The sequence below is a fragment of the Streptomyces antioxidans genome (genome assembly GCF_000968685.2).
GTDB lineage: Bacteria > Actinomycetota > Actinomycetes > Streptomycetales > Streptomycetaceae > Streptomyces > Streptomyces antioxidans.
On record NZ_LAKD02000027.1, the window covers coordinates 70,427 to 92,633 of the forward strand.

At 72.7% G+C, this 22,207-nt stretch carries 21 protein-coding genes; 6 read left to right on the forward strand and 15 right to left on the reverse strand.

The genetic code is table 11. From position 1 onward, the window contains the following. The first annotated feature begins 169 nt into the window (after positions 1-169). The 3 genes from VT50_RS10515 to VT50_RS10525 are packed head-to-tail and all read left to right on the forward strand — an operon-like array spanning position 170 to position 2,618. On the forward strand, positions 170-1,273 hold the full coding sequence (locus tag VT50_RS10515) for an MBL fold metallo-hydrolase (protein ID WP_053048397.1): 1,104 nt from the start codon (positions 170-172) through the stop codon (positions 1,271-1,273). Further along, a complete protein-coding gene (locus tag VT50_RS10520) occupies positions 1,270-1,833 on the forward strand; it encodes an ester cyclase (RefSeq protein ID WP_046084045.1) in 564 nt (187 codons plus the stop codon). Before VT50_RS10515 ends, VT50_RS10520 begins: the two co-directional genes overlap by 4 nt. Beyond that, on the forward strand, positions 1,830-2,618 hold the full coding sequence (locus VT50_RS10525) for an MBL fold metallo-hydrolase (protein ID WP_046084046.1): 789 nt from the start codon (positions 1,830-1,832) through the stop codon (positions 2,616-2,618). Before VT50_RS10520 ends, VT50_RS10525 begins: the two co-directional genes overlap by 4 nt. Before the next feature lie 62 nt (positions 2,619-2,680). On the opposite strand, the gene VT50_RS10530 is transcribed toward VT50_RS10525, so the two are convergent. Together VT50_RS10530 and VT50_RS10535 are read right to left on the reverse strand one after the other, a co-directional pair. Next, positions 2,681-3,373, reverse strand: coding sequence for an SDR family NAD(P)-dependent oxidoreductase (locus VT50_RS10530; protein WP_046084047.1), 693 nt, complete (start codon positions 3,371-3,373; stop codon positions 2,681-2,683). Beyond that, positions 3,370-4,266: an NAD(P)H-binding protein gene (locus VT50_RS10535; RefSeq protein WP_046084173.1), complete on the reverse strand. Its 897-nt coding sequence runs from the start codon at positions 4,264-4,266 to the stop codon at positions 3,370-3,372. The genes VT50_RS10530 and VT50_RS10535 overlap by 4 nt, the downstream gene beginning before the upstream one ends. Before the next feature lie 67 nt (positions 4,267-4,333). Between VT50_RS10535 and VT50_RS10540 the strand changes: the two genes are divergently transcribed. Beyond that, entirely contained in the window at positions 4,334-5,146 is an 813-nt protein-coding gene (locus tag VT50_RS10540; protein ID WP_046084048.1) for a LysR family transcriptional regulator, read from the forward strand. 30 nt (positions 5,147-5,176) lie between these two features. On the opposite strand, the gene VT50_RS10545 is transcribed toward VT50_RS10540, so the two are convergent. Beyond that, positions 5,177-7,873, reverse strand: coding sequence for a cation-translocating P-type ATPase (locus VT50_RS10545; RefSeq protein WP_046084049.1), 2,697 nt, complete (start codon positions 7,871-7,873; stop codon positions 5,177-5,179). A gap of 185 nt (positions 7,874-8,058) precedes the next feature. Here VT50_RS10545 and VT50_RS10550 point away from each other — a divergent pair, with 185 nt between their 5' ends. Beyond that, on the forward strand, positions 8,059-8,937 hold the full coding sequence (locus VT50_RS10550; protein WP_046084174.1) for a universal stress protein: 879 nt from the start codon (positions 8,059-8,061) through the stop codon (positions 8,935-8,937). Positions 8,938-8,963: 26 nt separating this feature from the next. Here the strand turns inward: VT50_RS10550 and VT50_RS10555 are convergent, their stop codons facing one another. Beyond that, positions 8,964-9,839 carry a universal stress protein gene (locus VT50_RS10555; RefSeq protein ID WP_046084175.1) on the reverse strand — a complete coding sequence of 292 codons (876 nt, stop codon included), beginning with the start codon at positions 9,837-9,839 and terminating at the stop codon, positions 8,964-8,966. A 180-nt stretch (positions 9,840-10,019) separates the two neighbouring features. Between VT50_RS10555 and VT50_RS10560 the strand changes: the two genes are divergently transcribed. Beyond that, positions 10,020-11,300, forward strand: a complete 1,281-nt coding sequence (locus VT50_RS10560) for an Acg family FMN-binding oxidoreductase (protein ID WP_338058318.1) — start codon at positions 10,020-10,022, stop codon at positions 11,298-11,300. Positions 11,301-11,330: 30 nt separating this feature from the next. On the opposite strand, the gene VT50_RS10565 is transcribed toward VT50_RS10560, so the two are convergent. The 11 genes from VT50_RS10565 to VT50_RS10615 form a co-directional block, all read right to left on the reverse strand. Then, positions 11,331-11,963: a CBS domain-containing protein gene (locus VT50_RS10565; RefSeq protein ID WP_078840536.1), complete on the reverse strand. Its 633-nt coding sequence runs from the start codon at positions 11,961-11,963 to the stop codon at positions 11,331-11,333. Positions 11,964-12,089: 126 nt separating this feature from the next. After that, a complete protein-coding gene (gene hypE / locus VT50_RS10570; protein ID WP_078840537.1) occupies positions 12,090-13,079 on the reverse strand; it encodes a hydrogenase expression/formation protein HypE in 990 nt (329 codons plus the stop codon). A 64-nt stretch (positions 13,080-13,143) separates the two neighbouring features. Continuing rightward, entirely contained in the window at positions 13,144-14,265 is a 1,122-nt protein-coding gene (gene hypD / locus VT50_RS10575; RefSeq protein ID WP_046084052.1) for a hydrogenase formation protein HypD, read from the reverse strand. After that, entirely contained in the window at positions 14,262-14,561 is a 300-nt protein-coding gene (locus VT50_RS10580; protein WP_046084053.1) for a HypC/HybG/HupF family hydrogenase formation chaperone, read from the reverse strand. Before VT50_RS10580 ends, hypD begins: the two co-directional genes overlap by 4 nt. A gap of 18 nt (positions 14,562-14,579) precedes the next feature. Next, positions 14,580-16,895, reverse strand: coding sequence for a carbamoyltransferase HypF (hypF, locus tag VT50_RS10585; protein WP_078840524.1), 2,316 nt, complete (start codon positions 16,893-16,895; stop codon positions 14,580-14,582). Then, on the reverse strand, positions 16,892-17,413 hold the full coding sequence (locus VT50_RS10590) for a hydrogenase maturation protease (RefSeq protein WP_046084055.1): 522 nt from the start codon (positions 17,411-17,413) through the stop codon (positions 16,892-16,894). Before VT50_RS10590 ends, hypF begins: the two co-directional genes overlap by 4 nt. Beyond that, the gene (locus VT50_RS10595) at positions 17,410-18,765 is read right to left on the reverse strand and encodes a Ni/Fe hydrogenase subunit alpha (protein WP_046084056.1); all 1,356 of its coding nucleotides are present in this window, start codon (positions 18,763-18,765) and stop codon (positions 17,410-17,412) included. The genes VT50_RS10590 and VT50_RS10595 overlap by 4 nt, the downstream gene beginning before the upstream one ends. Then, entirely contained in the window at positions 18,762-19,604 is an 843-nt protein-coding gene (locus tag VT50_RS10600) for an NADH-quinone oxidoreductase subunit B family protein (protein WP_046084057.1), read from the reverse strand. Before VT50_RS10600 ends, VT50_RS10595 begins: the two co-directional genes overlap by 4 nt. 1 nt (position 19,605) lies before the next feature. Beyond that, positions 19,606-20,418 (reverse strand): FAD/NAD(P)-binding protein, encoded by an 813-nt coding sequence (locus tag VT50_RS10605; protein WP_046084058.1) that lies wholly within the window; start codon positions 20,416-20,418, stop codon positions 19,606-19,608. Then, positions 20,415-20,870, reverse strand: a complete 456-nt coding sequence (locus tag VT50_RS10610) for a cyclic nucleotide-binding domain-containing protein (protein WP_046084059.1) — start codon at positions 20,868-20,870, stop codon at positions 20,415-20,417. Before VT50_RS10610 ends, VT50_RS10605 begins: the two co-directional genes overlap by 4 nt. After that, the gene (locus VT50_RS10615) at positions 20,867-22,024 is read right to left on the reverse strand and encodes a 4Fe-4S dicluster domain-containing protein (RefSeq protein ID WP_046084060.1); all 1,158 of its coding nucleotides are present in this window, start codon (positions 22,022-22,024) and stop codon (positions 20,867-20,869) included. Before VT50_RS10615 ends, VT50_RS10610 begins: the two co-directional genes overlap by 4 nt. Positions 22,025-22,207 lie beyond the last annotated feature (183 nt).

Sequence of the window (22,207 nt, forward strand, 5' to 3'; positions counted from 1 at the left end):
TCACCTTCCCTTGACATCACTTGCGCCGCAAGTCTAGCGTTCCGGCGCACAAGACTTGCAGTGCAAGTGTCGGGTTGAGCGATAGCGGAGTTGACCGAGTTCGCCGAGTTCATGGAAACCTGCGCCGAGCCGCCGAGCCCGCCCGGCCGACCAGAGAAGGACCCGATCGATGAAGCTCGCCTGGCACGACACCGATGTCCTCGACATGCCCACGCTCGGCACCCCGATCACCACCCTCGGCGGCCTCGCGGACGTACCCGGCGGCTACGGCGCACAGCTCGGCTGGGCCCGTGCGCGGGCGAAGGAGCTGCGTACCGAGTTCGCGGCGACCGGCACCCCGGACACCGTCACCACCTGCGACCTGGTGACCCTGCCCTATCCAACGCGATTCGGCCTCTTCCGCGCCTCCCGGGCCATCGCCCCGTTCCTCGCCATCACCAACCGCATGCTCGTGATCCGCTGGACCGAGAGCGACGGGCGGCGGCGGGTACTCCTGTTCGAGCCGAGCGATGTCCAACTCGGCCGCAACACCCCGTACTTCGCCGCACTGGTCCGCCGCACACCCGGTCCGGTGCGATCCCTGATGGTCACCGAACACGGCACCGTCCTGGGGCATCTGGCCCGGCTCGGCATCGCGCCCGAGGACGTGGACTACCTCCTCTTCGACCATCTCCACACCCAGGACCTGCGCCGGTGGATCGGCACCAGCACACCCCAGCCGGACCTCGGCGACGGTCCGGTGGAGCCGGTGTTCCCCCGCGCCAAGGTGATCGTCCAGCGGCACGAGCTGCTGGCCATGTCCGAGCTCCACCCGCTGCAGCGACCCTGGTACCAGCCCGACGCCTATCGGGAGGTGCGGCCCGAGGCCTTTCTCGCCGTCGACGGCTCGCTGCTCCTCGGCCCCGGTGTCGCCGTCATCTCCACCCCCGGCCATGTGCTGGGCAACCAGACCCTCCTGCTGAACACCTCCACCGGCGTCTGGGCGTCCAGCGAGAACGCCATCGCCGCCGAGTGCCTGGCCCCCGAGCACTCCCGGATGCCCGGCATCGCCCGCTGGGCCCGCGCCTGGCAGCAGGAGGTCGTGCTGAACGCCAACACCATCGAGACCACCGCCGAGCAGTACAACTCGCTCATCATCGAGAAGACGCTCGTCGACCGCGCCCAGGCCGACCCCCGCTTCCCGCAGTTCTTCCCCTCCAGCGAGCTCACCGCCGCCTGGACCAGCCCCGGCACCGGCCCCACCTTCACCCACAAGGCAGTGACCCACATATGACCGCCGTGATCAGCGACGACATCCTCGCGTCCCGCCAGAAGCTGGTCCTGGACCACTTCCACGACGAGGTCCGCCAGGAGTGGGACGACGTCCTGGCCACCTTCCCGCATCCGCGCTACGAACTGATCCCCACGATGACGGTCCACGACGGCGAGGCGGCCGTGCGCGGCTACTACCGCGACAGCCGCCGCGCCTTCCCCGACCAGGACCACGAGATCATCGCCCTGCGGCACAGCGGCGACGCCGTGATCGTCGAATTCTGGCTGCTGGGCACCCACCTCGGCCCGCTGGGCGCGATCCCGCCCACCGGAAACCGCTTCCGTGTCCGCATGACCGCGTACTTCATCTTCGGCGACGACGCGGACGGGGCTGAGAACCTCCTCTGCGAGCGGATCTACTTCGACAGCCTCACCCTGCTGAAACAGCTGATCGGCGGCCTGAACCTGCGCAACCCGCGCAACTGGCCACTGGCCGTCCGCTGTCTGCGCGGACTCCTCAAGGTGGCCGGTGGCACCCCGCACCCCGACCTCGTCAACACGCCGGAGGCGGACCTGACGTGAAGGTCCACCACCTCAACTGCGGCACCATGCACCTGCGCGGCGGACCGCGGCTGGTCTGCCACGTCCTCCTGCTGGAGACGGACGCACAGGGCCTCGTGCTCGTCGACTCCGGCTTCGGCTTCATGGACATCGCCACCCACGGCCGCCGCGTGGGCCCGGTCCGCCACTACATCAAACCGGCCCTGGACCCCGAAGAAACCGCCGCCCGCCAGGTCGAACGGCTCGGCTTCCACCGCGATGACGTCCGCCACATCGTCCTCACCCACTTCGACGCCGACCACATCGGCGGCCTCGCCGACTTTCCGCACGCCACCGTCCACGTCACCGCGGCCGAGGCACACGGCGCGCTCCACGCACCCTCCTGGCGCGAACGCCTCCGCTTCCGCCCCGCGCAGTGGGCCCACGGCCCGAGCGTCGTCGAACACAGCCCGGACGGCGAGGCGTGGCGCGGGTTCGCCGCCGCCAAGGAGCTCGACTCCGTCGCGCCCGGCGTCGTCCTGGTCTCCCTCCCGGGCCACACCCGTGGCCACGCCTGCGTCGCGGTCGACACCGGCAGCCACTGGATCCTGCACGCGGGCGACGCCTTCTACCACCCGGGCACCCTCGGCGGCAGCGCCCCCGTGCCCATGGCCCTCCGCGTCATGGAAGCGGCTGTCGCGTACGACCGGAAACGCGTCCGCGACAACCACGCCCGCCTCGGCGAGCTGCACCGGCGCGCGGAACCCGACCTGACGGTCATCTGCGCCCACGACCCCGCCCTGTACGAACGGATGCGGGGCGGCTGAGGGAAGGGCCCGGGTGCCACCACCGCACCCGGGCCGAACGGCCGCCACCAGGACTGCCGGGTCTACCAGGGCACCGGCTGGTCCTGGTGGTTGAGGAACTTCAGGCCCGGTTCGCCACTGTGGCGGTCGATCGTGTCCACCACGCCCGGGATGGACTGGTCGATGCTCAGCGGTGCGTCCGGTCCGCCGAGTTCGGTACGGACGTGGCCGGGGCACATGAGCAGCAGCGTGTGCGCGGCATCGGCGTACCGGGCGGCGTAGCTGCGCATCAGCTGGTTCAGGGCGGATTTGCTGGCGCGGTAGACGTCCTGGCCGCCCTTGGTGTTGAGGCTGAGGCTGCCCTGGCGCGAGGACATGACGCCGATGGTCCCGGTCGGGGCGACCAGTTCGCGCAGCGACTCGATCACGCGCATCGGGCTGAGCGCGTTCGTGACCATGACCTCGGTGAACATCTCCGTCGGAACGTCGCCGACCGGAATGTTGCCCCGGGTGATGGCGGCGTTGACGAACAGCAGGTCGAGCGAGCGGCCCGCCAGCCGCTTGCGCAGCGCGGCGACCTCGTCCGGCTCCGTCATGTCCACCGACTCGACCGTGACCCGGCCCCCGGACGCCTCGGCCAGGTCGTGGAGGCCGGTGCGCCGCTCGCCCCGGACGGTGCCGATGACGTTCCAGCCGCGGTGCGCGTACTCGGTGGCGAGGCCGAGTCCGAGGGCACGGGAGGCGCCGATGATGAGAGCGGTCCTGGGGGCGCTCACGCCTGGACCGCCGGCTTCAGGACCTCTTCGCACCACTGGCGGAAGGTGGTCGGACTGGTGGTCTCGGGGGTGCGCCGCACGCCCTCGTCGATGCCGTCGTCCTTGGCGCGCATCATGTCGAGATAGCCCTCCACGAGCGCGTTCCCCATGCCGCGCCCGGTGAGTGCGGCGCGGACGTCCTCAAGCGACTGCCGCTGGTAGCGGATCGGGCGGCCGAAGACCTCGGACATGATGCGCGCCATGTCGTTCGCGGAAAGGTCTTCGGGGCCCAGCACCGGGACCTCGCCCGTCCCGGTCCACGAGCGGTCGAGCAGCAGACCGGCGGCGGCCGCGGCGATGTCCCCGGTGGCGGCCATCGGCGCCGTGCGGTCGGCGGTGGCGGTGTCGGTGAACACGCCGTCGTCGCGGATCGAGGCCACCTGCCGCAGCAGGTTCTCCATGAAGGAGCCGCAGGCGAGCGCCCGGTAGGCCACGCCCGTGCCCGCGATGAGGTCGTCCATGGCCAGCGACGCCGTCACATGCCCGGCTCGGCCGGCGGCGGGAGTGCCGCGGCCGAGCGCCGAGACGCCGACGACGTGTCCGACCCCGTGGGCCGTGAACGCCTTCGCGGCGGCGCGGGTGAACCCGGAGTAGGCGGCGTCCAGACTCGGCGCCTGCGGGTGGGGCGGGACCAGCCAGAAGACGGCGTCCGCGCCCGCGAAGGCCCGGTCGACGACCTCGGCGTCGCCGTGCGAACCGGTGACGACGTCGACGCGGGCGCGGACGGCGTCGGGGAGTTTCCCCGGGTCGCGCACGATGACGCGCAGCTCTTCGCCGCGCTCGGGGGCCTCGTCAAGCAGGATTCCCAGGACCCGGCCGCCGATCTGGCCGGTGGGAGCGGTGATAACGATCATGTTGTGAGTCTCGGCCCGTGCGACCGTGGCGTCCAATACCTATCCCGGCGATTGATACCTTGAGGGCATGGATCTCGATCTGCGCAAGCTCCGCTACTTCGCCGCGGTGGCCGAGCACCGGCACTTCGGCCGGGCCGCGGAGCGGCTTTTCATCGCCCAGCCGGTCCTCAGCCGCCAAATAAAGGCGTTCGAGCAGGAGTTGGAGTGCGCCCTGCTCATACGGACCACCCGCAGCGTGGAGCTGACCGCCGCCGGGAAGCAGCTCCACGAGGAGGCGCAGCGGATCCTCGGGACCGTCGCCGCGGCGGTACGGCGGGTGCACGACGCCGAACGGGGCGCCCAGCGCCTCGTGGTCGCCTTCTCCCCCGGGCTGCATGTGTCGGCGGCGATCCGTGCCTTCACATCGGGCCACCCGGACGTCGAGACGGACGTCGTCCCGGCCCACTGGTGGCAGGCGGACGCGCCGCTCAGGGACGGCCGGGCCCAGGTCGCGTATCTGCGACAGCCCTTCGACGCCTCGGGGCTGCGCACCATTCCCATCGGCCACGAGCCCAGGGTCGCCTGCATGCCCTCGACGCATCCGCTGGCGCACCGCGACGAGCTCACCACCGCCGACCTCGACGGCGAGACGATGCTCGACGCGACGAACCGGCCGATGTCTTCCATCGAGGAGAAGTTCGAGCTCATCGCCGCCGGGCACGGTATCGCGCTCATCTCCCTCAGCGCCGCGCGCTCCTACTCCCGCCCCGACCTCGTCCACCTCCCCGTCACGGACATCCCGGGGGCCGAGACCTGTCTGGCCGTCGCCGCGGACCGGCGCGAGAAGCAACTGGTGCGCGACTTCCTGGAGATCGCCACCGCGACGCTGCGGAGCGCCTGAGCGGCCGGTCTCGGGCCCGCCCGGGCCGGTTCAGCCGGGAGCCGGGCCGGGCCTTGAGCGGGTGCCGGGCGGGCGCGCCGGGAAGAGCCGTCTCTGTACGCGCATGACGACATGCCCCAGGCCGGAGAGCACACCGGCGATCGCGAGGTCGACGAGGGGCAGTGGCTCCGTGCCCAGCAGGGCGCGCAGGGGCGGGAGGTAGACGCCCGCCACCTGCAGGGCCAGGGCGGTGCCCACGGCGAGCAGCAGGAACGGATTGGCGAGGCTGCCCGGGCGGGCCCGGGAGCCCAGCGCGACGCCGAGCTGGGTGGCGCCCAGGATCAGGAACATCATGGACTGCCAAGGGCGTCCCGCCTCCCGCGCCCAGACTCCGGCGGCCAGCGTGACAGCGGCGACGAAGACCCCCATGACCAGGAGCCGCGGCCAGAGTCCGGCGCCCAGGACGCTCTCCTCGGGCGGGCGCGGCGGGTGGCGCATCACCCCCGGCTCCACGGGTTCGGCTCCCATCGCCACACCCGGGAGGCCGTGGGTGAGCAGGTTGATCCACAGGATCTGGGCGGGGAGCAGGGGCAGGGGCATGCCGAGGAACGGGCCGATGAGCATGACCAGGATCTCCGCCGTTCCCCCGGCGAGCGCGTAGAGCAGGAACCGGCGCACATTGGCGTAGACACGGCGGCCCTCCTCGACGGCGGCGACGACGGTGCCCAGGTTGTCGTCGGCGAGCACCAGGTCGGCCGCCTGGCGTGCCACTTCGGTGCCGCGCTGTCCCATGGCCACGCCGATGTCCGCGCGGCGCAGCGCGGGACCGTCGTTGACGCCGTCGCCGGTCATCGCCACCACCTGCCCCGAGGCGCGCCACGCCTGGACGATGTCCAGTTTCTGGTCGGGTGTGGTCCGGGCGTAGATGCGCGAGGCGGTCAGTGGGCCTGCGGTGCCCCGCCGGATCCGCATCCCCGTGGTGACCTCGTCCTCCCGGGCCACGATGCCCGCTCGCGCGGCCACCGCCCGTGCGGTGAGGGGGTGGTCGCCGGTGATGAGGACCGGGGTGATACCGGCTTGTTCGCACGCCGTGATGGTGGCCCGGGAGGAGTCGCGGGGCGGGTCGAGGATGCCGACCAGGCCGAGCAGCGAAAGCCCCGACTCCCAGCTCTCAAGACTCCGGGGCGGTGCCCCGTCGTGGTCGGCCGAGGCGACGGCGAGGACACGGTATCCCTCGCGGGCCAGGGCCTCGGCCCGGGCGGCGGCCCGGGTCCGGGTGTCCGGGGGGTCGGTGAGGACCGGCGGCCGGAGCATGACCTCGGGGGCTCCCTTGCACACGACCCGCAGTCCGCCGCCGGGCGCGCGGTGCACCGTCGTCATGCGCTTGCGCGCGCTGTCGAAGGGGATCTCGTCGGTCCGTGGCAGCTCGCGTTCCAGCGCGGCCGGGTCCAGGCCGAGTCTGGCCCCCGCCGCGAGCAGGGCCGCCTCGGTGGGGTCGCCCATCGCACGCCACCGTCCGTCACCGTCCGAAGGGGGCTCCAGCGCGGCGTCGTTGCACAGCATCGAGGCGCGCAGCAGCGCGGCCAGGTCCGGGGCGTCGTGCACGGTCACCTGGTGGCCATCGCGTGCGACGCTGCCTTCGGGGGCGTAGCCGGTGCCGCTGACGGTGGCCTCGCCCCGGGGTGTCCACAGCCGCTCCGCGGCCATCCGGCCCTCGGTCAGGGTGCCTGTCTTGTCGGTGGCGAACACCGTGACCGAGCCCAGGGTCTCCACCGCGGGCAGCCGCCGGACGATGGCGTGCCGCTCCGCCATCCGCCGTGCCCCCAGGGCCAGGGCGAGGGTGACCACGGCGGGCAGGGACTCGGGTACGGCCGCGACCGCGAGGCTGATCGCGGCCACGACCATCAGCTCGACCGGCTGTCCGCGGACCAGCCCCAGGGCGAGCACCACCGCGCACAGGGCGACGGTGACGGCCGCCAGCACCCTGCCGAACCGGGCCAGCCGGCGCTGCAGCGGGGTCAGTCCGGGCGTGGTTCCCATCAGGGCGGCGATCCGGCCGAGCGCGCTGTCCGGTCCCGTGCCGGTGATCCGGACCCGTCCACGGCCGCGGACGACCACCGTGCCCGCCGACACCGTCTCCGCCGACGCCGTCTCCTCCGGGGCCGTCTCCTCCGGGGCCGTCTCCTCCGGGGCCGTGTCCCCCGACACCGTGTCCGCCGGGCCCTCGGGCGGCGGCCGGTTCGCCCCGGCCGTCTTCTCCACCGGTACGGACTCACCCGTCAGCGCCGACTCGTCGACCAGGAGCAGGGCCGCGTCGATGACCTCACCGTCGGCGGGCACGATGTCCCCCTCGCCCAGCAGCACCAGGTCTCCCGGCACCACATCGGCTGCCGGTACGGAACGCTCCCCGCCGTCGCGCACCACCCGGGCGGTGGGCGCGCTGAGGGCCGTCAGGGCGGTCACGGCCCGTTCCGCGCGTACCTCCTGGACGACACCGACCACGGTGTTCACCGTGATGACGAGCAGGATCACCGCGGCGTCGGGGAGGTCTCCCGTGGTCAGGGTCAGCACGGCGGCCACGAGCAGGACCACGATCAGCGGGTCGCGCAACTGCTGCAGCACCCGGCGCCACACCGGAGTGCGCCGCTCCCGCGCGACGACGTTGGCCCCGTACTCCTCCAGCCGCCGCGCCGCCTCCTCCCGCGACAGACCCGCGGCGAAGCGCTCGGCGGGGCGGGGGGTCGGCATGCCTTCATCGTGTGGCCGATGTTCCCGGATCGCATCCGGCGCCCGCGGGACCGGGCGACGCGGACCGGAACCGGCCGGTTCCGCCGTCAGAACTGATCGGTCCGAGCGGGGAAGCGGGGCGGTGTGCACGTGGCCACGGGGTACTCGCGGCGGATGAGTCGACCGCAGGAAAGGCGGTGGGGATGATGGCGCTCCCGCTGGTCGTGGGTGTCGATGGATCGGAGTCCAGCCTGCAGGCCCTGGACTGGGCCGTGGACGAGGCGGCACGCCATGAACTGCCCTTGCACCTGGTCAGCGCTTCCCGATGGGAGCGGTACGAGGGGCGCCTGCCCTCGTTCGGCACCGACCGTCCGACCGGGGCCGTAGCGGCCGAGAACATCGTCGCGGCCTGCGCGGAACGTGCCACGTCGCGCAACCCCGACGTGAAGGTGTCCGCCGAGGTCCTGGCCGAGGACACCGTGATGGCGCTGCTGGAGCAGAGCCATGAGGCGTTCGCCGTGGTCACTGGCTCCCGTGGCAGAGGAGCGATCGCGGGGACGCTTCTGGGGTCGGTCAGCCTGGCGGTGGCGGCGCGTGCCGTCTCCCCGGTGGCCGTGGTCCGGGGCGGGGAGGAGAACCGCGCGGGCGCCCTCCGGCGCGTGGTCCTCGCGGTCGGCGACCTGGTGGAGGGATCGGCGGCCGTACGGTTCGCCTTCCGTGAGGCGCGGGCGCGGGACGCCGCACTGCACGCCGTACGCTCCTGGCGACGCCCCGCGCACCCCCATGCGGGCCAGTCGCCGCTGGAGGGTGATGCCAGCGGCCTGATCTACGAGGAGCAGGCGGCGGCCGTCCTCAGCGAAGTGCTGGACCCGGCCGCGCACGAGCACGACGACGTCACGGTCCACCGTGAGGTCATCGAAGGAGCGGCGCACCGGGTCCTGGTGGACGTCTCGGTCCAAGCCGATCTGCTGGTCGTCGGTGCCCTCCGGCGCCGTGATCACACCGGACTGCAGCTCGGCCGGGTCAGCCACACCGTGCTCCACCACTCCGCCTGCCCGGTCGTGATCGTGCCGCAGCAGGTGTGAGCGCATGTCTGCTGCGGCCCGTGGCGTCAGGGGGCGTGGGGCACGACGGCGACGGGGCACGCGGCGTGGTGGAGGAGTGCGTGGGCGACGTGGCCGAGGCGCGGGCCCGCGGGGGGCCGGTGAATGGGGCGGCCGACCACCGTCAACTCGGCCTCCGCGGCCGCCCCCAGCAGAACCTCGGTGGCGTGGCCACGTTCGACCCGCTCGGTCACCGGGACGTCGGCATACTTCTCCCGCCACAGTTCAACGGCTTCCGCCAGCCGCTGGCGCTCCCGTCCGGGTCCGGTGCCCTGCGTCTCGTCGAGAAGCCGCCGCGACCGCGGGCCGTGAGCGAACACGGGCACCGGCGCCCAGGCCCGTACGGCGCACACTCCCGTTCCGTGTGCCGCGGCGGTGGCGAAGGCGAACTCGATCGGCGCGGCCGACTCCGGCGGATCCTGGATGCCGACGACGACATCGCGGGGGCCGGTCCCGGTCCGCGCGCCCCCGTTCCTCCGCACCAGCACGACGGGGCTCTTGGACAGCGCGAGTACATGGAGGCCGACGGACCCGAGCAGAAAGCCCCCCACAGCACCGCGCCCATGTGAGCCGAGCACCAGCATCTCCGAGCCCGCGCCCCGGGCCACCAGGGCCTCGACGGGCGTCTCGGCGACCAGTTCGGTGGCGATGGACATCCCCGGACAGTCGGCCAGCAGACGCGCCTTGGTGTCCTCCAGGGCCTCCTGCGCCCAGAGTCTGCGCATCTCGGGTGACTGAGCGGTACGAGCTGTCTGCGGCGGCAACATCCAGGCGTGGATCAGCCGCAGCGGAGCACGGCGACACCGCGCCTCCCGCGCCGCCCAGTGCGCGGCGGCCAGACTCTCGGGGGACCCGTCCACCCCCGCGGTGATGGGATGACTCATGGTGATCTCCAAGGATGGCCCCGCCCCGTCGTTGAATGGCCTCGTCCCGTCATTGGTTGGCCGTGTCCCGCCGATCGTGGGGGGGGGGACGGCCACTCGGCCCACAGCGGGGCCATCCGACCCCCCGGTCCGGGGCTCTCCGTCCCCAGGACACCGCTCACCTGCGGTGACACAGTGGAAGTGAGACAGAGAGGCGGGATGCTGATGCGTGCCCATGTCGGCGACCAACTGATCGTCGAGAGCCCCACCACCGGTGCCACCAAACGGGACGGTGAGATCGTCGGACTCCACCATGACGACGGGACACCTCCCTACGAGGTGAGGTGGTCGGACACCGACCAGGTCACCCTTGTGTTCCCCGGCCCGGACGCACACATTCACCCCATCGGGAACGAACCGGAACGGCAAGACGAACCGGAACGGCAAGGGGAGGGGACCGGCACGGGCCACCGCACCACCACCGCGGCACACCACGGTGCTCGTTCGCTCTCCGAAGCGGTGGTCACGGCGCTGGTGGAGGACGCCACGGCCGCGCCGTCGATGCACAACGCCCAGCCGTGGCGCTTCCAGTACTTCCGGCGGAGGCGTGTCTTCCATCTGCGGGCCGATCTCCGGGGTGCCCTGCCCCACGCCGACCCCGAGCTCCGGGCCCTGCACATCGGCTGTGGCGCCGCCCTGATGAACCTGCGGGTCGCGGTGGCGCACGAGGGCTGGGAGGCGCAGACCCGGCCGCTGCCCGACCCCGGCGACCCGATGCTGCTGGCGTCGGTGACCCTGACCCGCCCGCTCGGTGACGAGGCTGATCCGGCCGCCCTGTACCCGGCCGTACGCAGCCGCCACACCAGCCGGTACCCCTTCACCGAGAGGGAGATCCCCGCGTCCGTACGGACCGCCCTCGTCGACGCCGCACACCGGGAAGACGTGTCGCTGTCCTTCGTCTCCGGGTGGCATCTCCAGCACGTCGTGGACCTAGCGCTGGAGGCCGAGGCCCGCAACCTCACCGACGCCGGTGCCGCCGCGGACCTGGCCCGCTACACCCGAGGCGAGGACGACGCGCGATCGGCCACCGAAGGTGTTCCGGAGTACGCCTTCGGGCCTCGCCGCCGGATCGGCAAGGCTCCCGTGCGTGACTTCGCGGGCGGCAAGACCGTCCCGGGCCGTCCGACCGCCGACTTCGAGACCGCCCCCCACCTGGTGCTGCTGAGCACTTCCCGCGACCGTCCGGTGGACTGGCTGCACACCGGCCAGGCGGTGGAGCGGGTGCTGCTGAGCGCCACCCTGGCGGGGCTGTCCGCCTCGTTCGTCACCCAGGCCCTCGAATGGCACGATCTGCGCTGGCCGCTGCGCGATCCCACGTCGGGCATGGCCTATGTGCAGATGGTGCTGCGGCTGGGGTACGGCCCCCGGGGCACCCAGACCCCCAGGCGGCCGGTCCAGGACGTACTGGACATCGAGCCCTGACCCGGCCGCGCCACCTTGGCGGAATCGTCCTCACGGAGTGCGCTCCGCCTCCTCCGGCCCGACGCCCCGGAAGTGGCATTCCACGTCCACGACTCCCTCCACGGCCCGGGCAAGGCGCGCGGCCACCGGGATCAGCGAGGTGTCGCGGAGCTGTCCGGTGAGGGTGACGGTCCCCTCCCGCACCCGGACATGGACGCTGGCGCCCGGGAGGAGATAGGACGCCACCGTGCGCTGGACCTCTTCCTCGATGTCCTGGTCCGGGCGGAGGAAGACCTTCAGCAGATCGCCCCGGCTGACGATTCCCTGCAGCTTGCCCTCGGCGTCGACCACGGGAAGCCGCTTGACCCCTCTGACGGCCATGATCCGGGCCGCCTCGGCCAGCGTGGCGTCCGGATGCACGGTCACCGCCGGGGAGCTCATCAGCTCCTCCGCCGTCAGCGCCCCCGCCTTGGCGAGGTCGGGAAGGCGCCGCAGCTGCTGGAAGCGGTCCGGGTCGCTGTCCCTGAACTCCTCCTTGGGCAGCAGATCCGCCTCGGAGACGACGCCGATGACACGCCCCTCGCCCTCCAGCACCGGCATGGCGCTCACCCGCCACTGGCCCAGCGTCTGCACCAGCTCCTTGAACGGCGCGTCACGCCCGACGGCGACCACCGTCCGGGTCATCACATCGCTCACGACGTGGAAAGTCTCGGACACCGGAGTTCCTCCCTCCGCGCTGCGTTCCGGGGGCTCTTCCCCTTCCAGTGTCCGGTCCTCGGGTGTCCTCCGGCCACCCGAGGACCGCGCCGCTCAGCAGATCCGGGGAAGCTGCTCACCCAGCGGCAGATCCACGATCCGGGTCCCGCCAAGTCCGGTACGGGCCACGACCATGCCGGGGTGTTCGGCCACGCACGCGCCGATCACGGCCGTCTCACGCCCGAGCGGATGGCCACGCATCGCGTCCAGGACCGCCTCCGCGTGTTCCCCGGGCACGAAGGCCACCAGACGGCCCTCATTGGCCACGTACATCGGGTCCAGGCCGAGGAGGGCACAGGCGGTGGCGACCGCCTCCGGGACGGGCACCGCCGCCTCGTCCAGGGCGACACCGGTGCCGGAGGCCGTGGCGATCTCGTGGAGAGCGGTGGCCAGACCGCCTCTCGTGGGGTCGCGCAGGACGTGGAGGTCGGGGGTGACGGCGAGCATCGCCCGGACGAGTCCGGCCAGGGGCGCGGTGTCGCTGACCACTTCGGTGCCGAACGTCAGCCCTTCGCGGACGCTGAGGATGGCGATGCCGTGCTGCCCGATCGGTCCGCTGACGATCACCACATCACCGGGGCGCGCTCGCTGCGGACGGATGTCCACCCCTTCGGGGATCAGCCCGATCCCCGCCGTGTTCACATACACACCGTCCCCGTGGCCGGAGTCCACCACCTTGGTGTCGCCGGTGACCACGGTGACGTCCGCTGCGCGGGCGGCCGCCCCGAGCGCCTGGGCGACCCGCCCGACGGTGCTCAGCTCCGTGCCCTCCTCCAGGATGAACGCGCAGGACAGGTGCGCGGGAACGGCGCCGCTCATGGCCAGGTCGTTGACGGTGCCGTTGACCGCCAGGTCTCCGATGCTCCCGCCGGGGAAGAACAGCGGGCGGACCACATGGGAGTCGGTGGAGAAGGCCAGCCGGGCACCGCCGAGCGTGACGGCGGCCGAGTCGGTGAGCCCTCCCAGCGTCTCGCCGCCGTAGGCCGGGAGGAAGAGGTGCCGGGTGAGCTCCGCCGAGAGCGCTCCTCCGCCGCCGTGGCCCATCACCACCACCGGGTGGTCGCGCAGCGGCACCGGGCAGGACCAGCCGGTGGTGTCGGCGGTGATGTCAGTCAATGGAAGCCGTCTCCTCCGTGCGGGGCGTGGCCAGACGCCGGTACAGGTAGTAGGCGGCGCACGCGCCCTCGCTGGAGACCATGGTCGCGCCGAGCGGTGTGCGCGGAGTGCAAGCGGTGCCGAAGGCCGCGCACTCATGGGGTTTGATCAGCCCCTGGAGCACTTCTCCGGCGCGGCACACCGTGGGCTCCTCGGTGGCCGGGCCGGTGACCTCGAACCGGTGCTCGGCGTCGTGGTCGCGGTAGGCGTCCGCCAGCCGCCAGCCGCTGTCCGCGATGGTGCCGATGCCGCGCCATGCGCGGTCGGTGGTGGTGAACACCTCTCCCAGCACGCCGAGGGCGACCGGGTTGCCCTGTGGGCGCACGGCGCGCGGATAGGCGTTCTCGACGCGGTGTTCGCCCCGTTCGAGTTGGCGGACCGCCCGGCGGATGCCCTCCAGGATGTCCAGCGGCTCGAATCCGGTGACCACGATGGGCACCTTGTGGGTGTCGGCGAGGGCGGGGTACTCGAGGGTGCCCATCACGCTGCACACGTGTCCCGCGGCGAGGAAGGCCTGGACACGGCAGTCCGGCGACCGCATGATCGCCTCGATGGCCGGTGGCACCCGGACATGGGAGACCAGCAGGCTGAAGTTCCGCACCCCGAGCCGTTTGGCCTGGCGGGCCGCCATGGCGATGGCGGGCGCGGTGGTCTCGAAGCCGACACCGAAGAACACCACCTCCCTTTCCGGCGCCTGCTGGGCGATGCGCAGGGCGTCCATGGGTGAGTAGACGACGCGGACGTCCGCGCCGTCGCCCTTGACCCGGAACAGGTCACGGTCGCTGCCCGGCACCCGCAGCATGTCGCCGAACGAGCAGAAGACCACGCCCGGGCGGGAGGCGATCTCCAGCGCCTTGTCGATGACCTCCAGCGGAGTGACACAGACCGGACAGCCCGGCCCATGGATCAACTCGATGTGCCCGGGCAGCAGTTGGTCGATGCCGTGCCGGATGATCGAGTGGGTCTGACCGCCGCAGACCTCCATCAGGGCCCATGGCCGGGTGACCGTCCGGGTGATGTCGTCCAGGAGTCGCCGCGCCAGGGCGGGGTCCTGGAACTCGTCGAGGTATTTCACCGGTTCTCCTCCCCGGGCGCCCCGTCCGCCTCGGCCGCCGCACGGACCCAGGAATCGCCGAACTCCTCGTCCAGCGCCCCGATCCGCTCAAAGAGCCGGAGGGTGGCCAGGGCTGACTCCTCGTCGAGCCGCTGGATGGCGAAGCCGACGTGGACGATCGCGTACTCACCGACCCCGATCTCCGGGAGATAGGCGAGGCAGACGTCCTTGACCACCCCGCCGAAGTCGACCCGCGCCATCGGCGTACCGTCCCGTTCCTCGATGCCGACCACGCGGCCGGGTACGGCCAGGCACATGTGCTCCTCCTCGGTTCCTCAGGTGTCGGCGATACGGGCGGCGACGACCGCCTGTCCCAGGGCCAGACCGCCGTCGCCGGGCGGCACCACCGTGTGCCCGAGTACGGTGAATCCGTCCTCGGCAAGGCCCTCGGTACACATCGCGTCCAGGAGGGCGTTGGCGAACAATCCGCCGGTGAGGAGAACCGTCCGCACGCCCGTGCTCCGATGTGCCTTCCGGCAGGCCGTGCGGACCGCACCGGCGACCGCCCGGTGGAAGCGGGCGGCGATCAGCGGCACCGCCGTGTCCGCACGGAGATCGGCCACGATCGCCGCCAGCAGCGGTGCGGGATCCTCGAGCGCGAACGGGTAGCCGTCCCGCACCCCGTCGGCGGTCACGGCGGCGGCCTCCAGCTCCACGGCGGCCTGGGCCTCGTACCCCGCCCGGTGGCAGACACCCACCAGCGAGGACACGGCGTCGAACAGCCGCCCGACGCTGGACGTCGGCACACAGGCGACGCCGCGTGCCAACTGGGCCTCCAGCAGCCGGAGTTCGTCGTGCGGGCAGACGGCGGCGCACGGCAGGTCGGGCGACCAGGCGAGGCCGGCCGCGCGCAGATGGGCCAGCGCCATCCGATAGGGACGGCGCACCGCCGCGTCGCCGCCGGGCAGGGGCACATACGCCAGATGCGCCATGCGGCGGTAGCCCGCGTAGTCGGCCAGCAGCACCTCGCCGCCCCATACGGCGCCGTCGTCGCCGTGGCCGGTGCCGTCGAAGGCGACGCCGAGCACCGGTTCGTCCAGCCCGTGCTCCGCCATCGCGGACGCGATATGGGCGTGGTGGTGCTGGACCAGGGTCAGCGGCCGGCCGTCACGCCGTGCCCATCGCGCGGACCGGTAGCCGGGGTGGCGATCGGCGGCGATGCGGACCGGCTCGACGCGGGTGAGTGCCCGCAGATGGCTCTCGGCACGCTCGAAGGCGTGCTGGGCGGGCAGGCTGTCCATGTCCCCGATGTGGGCGGACAGCCAAGCCCCGTCGCCCTCCGCCAGGCACAGGGTGTTCTTCAGGTCCCCGCCGACAGCGAGGACCGGACGGACGGCCACGGGAAGGCGGACGCGCGACGGGGCGAAGCCGCGCGAGCGGCGGACCGGCAGGGGCGAACCGTCCGCGCGGACCCGGACCACCGAATCATCACAGGCCACCGCGATGGGCCGGTCATGCCAGAGCCGGGCATCGGCCAGCCCGTCCAGACGTCGCCGCGCCTCCCCGTCGTCGGTCACCAGCGGCTCACCGGAGAGGTTTCCGCTGGTCACCACCAGAATGCCGGGGCCGGGCGGATCGTCAGGAAGGCCGAACAGGAGTTGGTGCAGCGGGGTGTAGGGCAGCAGCACCCCGATGTCCGGGCTCCCCGGGCACACCTGTGGCGCGAGCGGGGTCGGGGACCGGCGGCGCAGCAGCACGATGGGGCGGGACCGCCCGGTGAGGACGCGGCGCTCCGCCGGGCCGAGGTGGCCGAGCCGGGCGGCGGTGTCGGCGTCGGGGGTCATGACGGCGAACGGCTTGTCGCCACGGGCCTTGCGGCGCCGCAGTTCGCCCACGGTCCTCGGGGCGGCGGCGTCGCAGACCAGGTGGTAGCCGCCGATGCCCTTGACCGCCACGATCGCCCCGGCCGCGAGCATCCGCCGGGCCTCGGCCAGCGCGGCCCCGCCCTCCCGCCGTGCGGGGCCGGTGAGTCTCAGCCGTGGCCCACAGGCCCAGCAGGCGACGGGCTGGGCGTGGAACCGCCGGTCGGACGGGTCCGTGTACTCCGCCGCGCAGTCCGGGCACATCGGGAACGCCGCCATCGTGGTGGTGGCCCGGTCGTAGGGCAGAGTGGCGGCGATGGTGAAGCGCGGGCCGCAGTCGGTGCAGGTGAGGAACGGGTGCCGGTGGCGGCGGTCGGCCGGATCCGCCAGCTCCGCCAGGCAGGCGTCGCAGGTGGCGGCGTCGGGCGGGACCAGGGTGCGGCCGGGGCCCGCCGTGGACGGCGCGATCGCGAACCCGGTGCCGCCGGTCGGCGGCAGCTCGGAGACGGCCACCGAGGCGATGTCCGCCAGTGGGGGTGCGTCCGCCGTCAGCCGGTGGCAGAAGAGGGCCACCGTGTCGGGGGCGCCTTCGATCTCGATCCGTGCCCCGGCCGGTCCGTTGGCCACCTGTCCGGAGAGGCCCAGTTCGGTGGCCACGGCATGGACGAAGGGCCGGAAGCCCACGCCCTGTACCACGCCACCGACCGCCACCAGGCGGCGGACCGGCCGTTGCGAGTGTTCGGTGTCCGGCTCCGCCGTGGCGGAGCCGGACACCGAGGGCTGTTTCATGGACACGGCGCCTCCGATCCCCGGTCGTCGGCCAGCGCGCTCGTGTGCCGGAGCCGGTCGTGCGCCTCGTCGATGGCCCCGGCCACGCGGCGGATCAGCTCGGGGAGCGCGTCGGCCACGGCGGTGCTGAGCCCGTGGCCGAGGCCGAAGTCCGCCCCCTCCACCGCGTGCACCGTCAGCTCCCTGGGCATCCGGTCGAGCGCCGCGGCCAGGGCGAAGGTCTCGCCGAGCCCGAGGGCGTGGGTGCTGGCGGAGGGTGCGGCGCATCGCGCGGCCCGCTCCGCGGTCAGGGTGTGCAGCCGCCCCGGCCGCCCGGGGTGCGCGTGCACCACTTCGACCACGATGACGGCGTCCTGACGGCGCCACAGGCCGAGCATCCTCCCGGGCTCGCCGTCGCCGTCGGTCAGCACCGCGTCCTTCGGCGGGGCGGCGCGCAGGGCCTCGATGACGGCCGGGCCCGCGCCGTCGTCCCGGCGGTACGGATTGCCCACGCCGATGACCACCACCCGGCCCGTCATCCGCGCTCCACCGTCAGGTCCAGGAAGTGGGCGGAGCAGGAGATGCACGGGTCGTGGTTGCGCACCGCCCGCTCGCACAGCGAGGTCAGCTCCTCGTCACCGGGCGGTTCGCCCGGCCCGTCCAGGCGGGACTGCACCTGACGGCGCAGGTCGTACTCGATGGCGGCCTGGTTCTGCGCGGTGGGCGGCACGATACGGGCGAGGGTGAGGGTGCCGTCCGCGTCCATGGCGTAGCGGTGGTAGAGCAGCCCGCGCGGCGCCTCGGTGGCCGCGCGGCCGGTCGCCGGGCGCGGTGGCACGGCGAGGTACGGCCGGGCGGGCGGCTCGTAGGCGTCGATGATCCGCAGCGCCTCGGCCACGGCGTGGGCCACCTCGACGGCGCGCACGATGATGCTCCGGAACGGATTGCGGCACACCCTCCCGGTGGCCGGATCGCCCAGCCCCGCCTCCCGTGCGGCGTCGAGGGCCGAGGGGTGGAGCCACCGTCCGCTGACCGCGTACCGGGCCAGTGAGCCGGTCAGATAGTGGTGGCCGTCCAGCTCGGACACCAGGGCGGTCGAGTGCGGGACCTGCCGTTCCACCACATGGCGCTCGAACTCCTCCACCGGAAGAGCGCGTACGGGGGCGGCGGCGTCCGAGCCCGCCCCCGCGGCCATGACGGCCGGGGTTCCGGAGTCGATGGCGTACCGGCCGGGGTCGCGCATCGCCAGGAACGGGCCGTCGTACGTGGCGTCGGGGAAGTCGAAGCTGGCCACCCATTGCACGGTCGCCAGCGCGTCGTCATGGGCCCGGCGCAACCGCTCGGCCAGCGGGGCGAGTTCGGCCGGTGCGGGGACGCGGTAGAAGCCGCCGACGCGGACGTTGACCGGGTGGATGGCGCGACCGCCGAGCTGTTCCATGATGGCGTTGCCCGCCTGTTTGATCCGCAGGCCGCGTTCCACGGCCGCGCGGTGCTCACGGGCGAGTTCGACGGCGCTGGGACATCCGAGGAAGTCGGGGGCGTGCAGCAGATGGATGTGGAGGGACTGGCTCTCGATCCATTCGCCGTAGTAGAGCAGCCGCCGCAGTCGCGCGAGCGGTCCGTCGACCGTCACCCCGCAGGCCCGCTCGATGGCCTGGCATGCGGTCATCTGGTAGGCCACCGGGCAGATTCCGCAGATCCGTGAGGTGATGTCGGGTGGCTCGCCATGGCCGCGGCCGACGAGGAAGGCCTCGAAGAAGCGCGGCGGCTCGTAGACCCGCAGTCGCGCCTCGGCGACCGTCCCGTCGCGCACGGCCAGTTGGAGGGCCGCCTCCCCCTCCACCCGGGCGAGTGCGTCCAGACGCAGCACACGGGATCCGCGGTGGCTCATCGGGGCCCTTCTTCCGCTGGGGTCCCCGGGGCCTCCTGGGCCGCGAGTCCGGGTACGGGGCCGTATTCGGGCGAGGCCGCGTTGAAGGTGCGGAAGACGCGCACGATGTCCCGCTCGGTCATGCCGTCGTGGCGCAGCTCGCGCACCATGGCCTCCAGGTTGGGGGTGGCCATCGGCCCGAAGCAGCCGTAGCACCCGCGCCCGTAGGCGGGACAGAGGGCACCGCACCCGGCGTGGGTGACCGGCCCCAGGCACGGGACACCCTGGGCGACGGTGATGCAGGTCGTGCCGCGCCGCTTGCACTCGAAGCAGACGCTGTGGCTGGAGATGTTCGGCTTTCGCCCGGCCAGAAAGGCCGTGAGCACTTCCAGTAGCTGGCCGCGGTCGATCGGACAGCCGCGCAGTTCGAAGTCGACCGGTACCTGCGCCGAGATGGGGGTGGAGGTGTCCAGGGTCGCGATGTACTCCGGACTGGCGTAGACCGCGGCCCGGAACTCCTCGACGTCCGCGAAGTTGCGCAGGGCCTGAATGCCGCCCGCGGTGGCGCAGGCGCCGATGGTGACCAGGCGGCGGGAGATCCGACGGATGTGGTGGATGCGCCGGACGTCCTCGACGGTGGTGATGGACCCTTCCACCAGGGAGAGGTCGTACGGTCCGGTCCCCGCGAGGGTGGCGGGCTCCCGGGAGTCCTCCGCGCTGGACATCTCCAGGAAGTGGGTGATGCGCACCCGGTCGGTGAGCGGGAGCAGTTCGTCCTCGCAGTCGAGCAGGGTCAGCTGGCAGCCGTCGCACGAGGCGAACTTCCACACCGCGAGGGAGGGGCGGGGGTCGGGTTCCATGTCATAGCTCCCTGACGGCGAGCAGGGGCCGGGCGGTGTCGTAGCCGACGACCGGGCCGTCCCGGCACAGCAGCAGGGGCCCCAGCTGGCAGTGGCCGCAATGCCCGGTGCCGCAGCGCATGTTCCGTTCCAGCGACACCTGGACCCGGCCCGCGGGCAGCCCGCGGGCGAGCAGCGCCCGGGCGGTGTGCCGGATCATCACCTCGGGGCCGCAGAGCAGCGCGGCGGTGCGATCCGGGCGCCAGTCGAGCCGGTCCAGCAGGGTGGTGACCACGCCCACGCTGCCCCGCCAGCCGGGGCCGGGCCGGTCGACGGTCACCTCGACCTGGGCCGGGGCGCGCCGCCAGTGTTCCAGTTCCTCCCCGTAGAGCAGATCCTCGGGCGTGCGGGCCCCGATCAGCACATGAAGACGGCCGTAGCGCCCGGGGTGGTCGAGCACATGGCGCACCGCCGGGCGCAGCGGGGCGAGCCCGATGCCACCGGCGATCACCAGGACGTCCGACCCGGCCGCCGCGCCGAGGTCCCAGCCGGTGCCGTAGGGACCCCGCAGGCCGATCGTGTCCCCCGCCCCGAGTCGGCACAGTGCGCCGGTGACCGCGCCGATCGCGCGGATGGTGTGCACCAGACGGTGGCCGTCACCGATCACACTGACCGAGATCGGCACCTCACCGGCGCCGAAGGCGTACACCATGGCGAACCGGCCCGGCGAGAACTCAGGCAGCGCCCGCCCCACCGGTGCGACCCCAAGCGACACACAGTCCGCGGTCTCCGCCGAGACGGCGGTCACCCGGTACGGCAGTGGAACGGTGGTCACGACGGGACGTTTCCGTGCGGTGTGTAGAGGTCGAGCAACCGCAGCCGGGTGGCCTGGAGCCGGTCGGCGATCAGTGCCGCGCACCGCAGCATCAGCTCGTACCCGAGCTCGGTATCGGCCGTGCACAGCTCACGCACCTCGGCCGCGGGAAACTCCCAGGTCCGCACGGGGCCGAGCGCCCGGGCGCCCAGGTGCCAGCGGTACGGCGGGAAGATCCACGACCATCCGAGCTGCTGCCGCGGCCCGAGGGTTTCGACCACCTGGGGCCGACGGCCGGGGACGTACACGTCCAGGGCGACCTCGCCGGAGCGGATCAGCCAGAACCGGTCGGCGACGCCACCCTCGTCGAACAGGGTGCTTCCGGGGCGGAAGTCCCGTTCGTCGGCGAGCGTGAACAGCCGGTCGCGCTGGACCCGCGGAAGGGTCTCCAGCAGCAGGGGCCTTCCGGTCATCGCGGCTCGTCCTCCGTACGCCGGGTCCAGTCGTGCAGGGCCGCGGCCTCCTCGGTGATGTCGATGGCGACCGGACACCAGACGATGCACCGGCCGCAGCCCACGCACCCCGACGACCCGAACTGGTCGTGCCAGGTGCCGAGTTTGTGGGTGAGCCACTGCCGGTAGCGGCTGCGCGGCGAGGCGCGTACGGGGCCGCCAGGCAGATAGGAGAAGTCCAGGTCGAAGCAGACGTCCCAGACCCGCCAGCGCTCGGCGTGGTCCCCGGTCAGATCGGTGACGTCCTCGGTGGTGGTACAGAAGCAGGTGGGGCACACCATGGTGCAGTTGCCGCAGGTCAGGCATCGTGATGCGACGTCGTCCCAGCGGGGCGCCTCCAGCGTTTCCGCCATCAGCCGCCGCAGGTCGGTGTCCGGCATCGTGCGGCCCATCCGCTCCGCGGCGGACCCGACGGCGTCCACGGCGGACCGGCGGACGGCCTCGGAGGCCGGTTCGCCGGGCAGCTCCGCCAGGATCTCGGCCCCCTCCGTACTGTCGGCGCGGATCCAGAACCGGTGGCCCTCGTCATCGACCAGTTCGGTCAGCACCAGGTCGTACCCGGGCCCGGCGGCGGGACCGGTGCCCATCGAGACACAGAAGCAGGTGCCCCCGGGCTCGGTGCACTCGACCGCCACCAGAAACGCCCCGGACCGCCTGCCCCGATAGACCGGGTCGGAGTGCGGCCCTGCGGTCAGGACCCGGTCCTGGACCGCGATGGCCCGCAGATCGCAGGAGCGGACGCCGAGGAACGCGAAGCGGGGCGGCGCGGTGTCATCCGCCTCGATGACCAGCTCTCCGCCCGCGCGTTCGGCCGTCCACTGGCGGACCCTGGCGGGGTGCAGAAAGGTCTTCCAGGACTGCGGACCGGCCGCGTTGGCGAAGGCCGCGCCATCCGTACGCGACCGCAGCCGGTACCGCCCGGCCTCGAGGTCCACGCCCCATCCGTACGGCAGCTGAGCGGCGGATTCCAGCTCCTGCAGGACGATGGCGCCGTCCCGCACGGTGGGTCCGACCACCGTGTACCCGCGGGCCCGCAGAACGTCGACCAGAGCGGCCAACCCGTCCGTGCCGATCACTGCTCCCCCGGCCGGAGGAAGCGTCGACGCACTCACCACAACCCACCTCGGTCATCGACGGACACCACGACCCATCTGCGCACACATCCCGCCACGAGGGCGGGCATGACGGCCCCGACACGGCCGTGATCGGCCGAATGCGCGGGGCCCCACGCCTGTATGGGCGATCAGCGGCCCGAGTCCGGGCCGCCCGCACCTGGTAGATCAGCGCGGCGATCGCGC

Coding starts and splice junctions, on each gene's coding strand:
- VT50_RS10515 (WP_053048397.1), top strand. CDS start 170: ATGAAGCTCGCCTGGCACGACACCGATGTCCTCGACATGCCCACGCTC.
- VT50_RS10520 (WP_046084045.1), top strand. CDS start 1,270: ATGACCGCCGTGATCAGCGACGACATCCTCGCGTCCCGCCAGAAGCTG.
- VT50_RS10535 (WP_046084173.1), bottom strand. CDS start 4,266: ATGATCGTTATCACCGCTCCCACCGGCCAGATCGGCGGCCGGGTCCTG.
- VT50_RS10540 (WP_046084048.1), top strand. CDS start 4,334: ATGGATCTCGATCTGCGCAAGCTCCGCTACTTCGCCGCGGTGGCCGAG.
- VT50_RS10545 (WP_046084049.1), bottom strand. CDS start 7,873: ATGCCGACCCCCCGCCCCGCCGAGCGCTTCGCCGCGGGTCTGTCGCGG.
- VT50_RS10550 (WP_046084174.1), top strand. CDS start 8,059: ATGGCGCTCCCGCTGGTCGTGGGTGTCGATGGATCGGAGTCCAGCCTG.
- VT50_RS10555 (WP_046084175.1), bottom strand. CDS start 9,839: ATGAGTCATCCCATCACCGCGGGGGTGGACGGGTCCCCCGAGAGTCTG.
- VT50_RS10565 (WP_078840536.1), bottom strand. CDS start 11,963: ATGACCCGGACGGTGGTCGCCGTCGGGCGTGACGCGCCGTTCAAGGAG.
- hypE (WP_078840537.1), bottom strand. CDS start 13,079: ATGGGCCACGGCGGCGGAGGAGCGCTCTCGGCGGAGCTCACCCGGCAC.
- VT50_RS10580 (WP_046084053.1), bottom strand. CDS start 14,561: ATGTGCCTGGCCGTACCCGGCCGCGTGGTCGGCATCGAGGAACGGGAC.
- hypF (WP_078840524.1), bottom strand. CDS start 16,895: ATGAAACAGCCCTCGGTGTCCGGCTCCGCCACGGCGGAGCCGGACACC.
- VT50_RS10590 (WP_046084055.1), bottom strand. CDS start 17,413: ATGACGGGCCGGGTGGTGGTCATCGGCGTGGGCAATCCGTACCGCCGG.
- VT50_RS10595 (WP_046084056.1), bottom strand. CDS start 18,765: ATGAGCCACCGCGGATCCCGTGTGCTGCGTCTGGACGCACTCGCCCGG.
- VT50_RS10600 (WP_046084057.1), bottom strand. CDS start 19,604: ATGGAACCCGACCCCCGCCCCTCCCTCGCGGTGTGGAAGTTCGCCTCG.
- VT50_RS10610 (WP_046084059.1), bottom strand. CDS start 20,870: ATGACCGGAAGGCCCCTGCTGCTGGAGACCCTTCCGCGGGTCCAGCGC.